We start from the raw sequence: 1,448 nt of genomic DNA, 5'->3' as shown, positions 1-1,448 counted from the left end.
TGCAGGGGAATAAGCGACGATAGTTGTGCATAATGAAAGACCTGACCCCGGTTTTCTCCGGGTTATCTTGACGCTGAAATCTAGTCAGACTAGCCTTTTCAAGTCATCATCAATTACAAGGGGACGTATCATGGCAAACCAGTGGCAACTCCAGGAAGCAAAAAGCAAATTCAGTCAAATAGTAGAAAAGGCCTGCAATGAGGGTCCGCAATTTGTCACCAAACACGGCGATAACGCAGTAGTAGTGATCTCATACGATGATTACCAGAGAATGGCCCTGCCTGAAAATAACCTGGTTGACTTTTTATGCAGCTCACCATTTGCAGGCACCACAGAAACAGAAGAGTTTACCAGAGAAAAAGAGCTGCCGAGGGATATCGAACTGTGAAATATCTACTCGATACCTGTGTATTATCCGAAGTATTCAAAAAAAAACCAAACCCGCAAGTGATCGATTGGTTAGGAAGTGTGGATGAACAAAGTCTTCACCTTTGTGTATTAACACTGGGAGAGATTGAAAAAGGTGTCGAAAAAAATAAAGACCCTGCCCGGCGAAGAAAATTACGCAACTGGCTGGAGTTTGACCTTAAAGACAGATTCAGGCACCGAATCCTGTCAGTGGACTTAAATGTGGCCCTTAAATGGGGTGCTATTCAAGCCGAAGCCGAACTGGCGGGCACCCCAATACCAGCTATTGATGGGTTAATTGCAGTGACAGGATTAGTCCATAGTTGCACAGTGGTTACCCGGAATATCGATGATATGCGACAGAGCCAGGCCGAGCTGTTTAACCCTTGGGATGAATCCTGTTTTTGATGATTTGTGAATGCTCCTGATGGTCTACGTTCTGGTACACTTTCGAAGAGTGAGGTCTAAAAGCGTAGTCAAAAAAAGGGGCCAAGTCTTTGTGTACAAATTCTATCGTTTATAAGCAAAGTAAGAAATTGAGAGAGTAGAGTTGTTAAAAGGGGAATCTGAGGCAGGCCTTACATTGTGAAAATATCTCCTTTATATCTTTATAAACGACAAAGGTTGTACACAAAGAAAGACCTGACCCCGGTTTTCTGACCCCGGTTTTCTTTACTGGGGATCAGTAAGCGGGGTGACACCTACCTTCGAACCCTGCTGATACACGGTGGACGAACCGTTGTCAGGGTAGCTGATAAACACGACGATAGACGTAATAACTGGATTAAAGAGCTTGATCAGCGCAGGGGCAAGAATATATCTGCGGTGGCTGTTGCCAATAAAAATGCCCGCATTGCCTGGGCTGTGTTAACCAAGAAAGAGCCATACAAGGCTGCGGCATGAACATAGTCATTAAACTATTAAACATTTGTCGTTAGAAAAGAAAAGCAAAAGCGGTTAATCAGTGTAAGAAGCCTGCAACGAGTTGCGTGGATAAAGTTCAAATGATGGCATAAAAGGTAAGACCTGCACTCCCTTGA

2 protein-coding genes and 1 pseudogene are annotated in these 1,448 nt (G+C 44.1%); all 3 read left to right on the top strand.

Going from position 1 to position 1,448, the window contains the following annotated elements; genetic code table 11:
* Positions 1-130 precede the first annotated feature (130 nt).
* A complete protein-coding gene (locus KDK13_RS11265; protein WP_257285069.1) occupies positions 131-388 on the top strand; it encodes a type II toxin-antitoxin system Phd/YefM family antitoxin in 258 nt (85 codons plus the stop codon).
* Positions 385-816, top strand: a complete 432-nt coding sequence (locus KDK13_RS11260) for a type II toxin-antitoxin system VapC family toxin (RefSeq protein WP_257285068.1) — start codon at positions 385-387, stop codon at positions 814-816. The genes KDK13_RS11265 and KDK13_RS11260 overlap by 4 nt, the downstream gene beginning before the upstream one ends.
* A gap of 273 nt (positions 817-1,089) precedes the next feature.
* Positions 1,090-1,311, top strand: a pseudogene (locus KDK13_RS11255) (IS110 family transposase); the annotation flags it as partial.
* Positions 1,312-1,448: the final 137 nt, after the last annotated feature.

This window comes from Endozoicomonas sp. SESOKO1 (genome assembly GCF_024606265.1).
Classification (GTDB): domain Bacteria; phylum Pseudomonadota; class Gammaproteobacteria; order Pseudomonadales; family Endozoicomonadaceae; genus Endozoicomonas.
This window is presented reverse-complemented; position numbering and strand designations above follow the sequence as displayed.

Bases quoted from the DNA above. Each gene is read 5' to 3' on its own strand.
- KDK13_RS11265 (WP_257285069.1), top strand. From the start codon at position 131: ATGGCAAACCAGTGGCAACTCCAGGAAGCAAAAAGCAAATTCAGTCAA.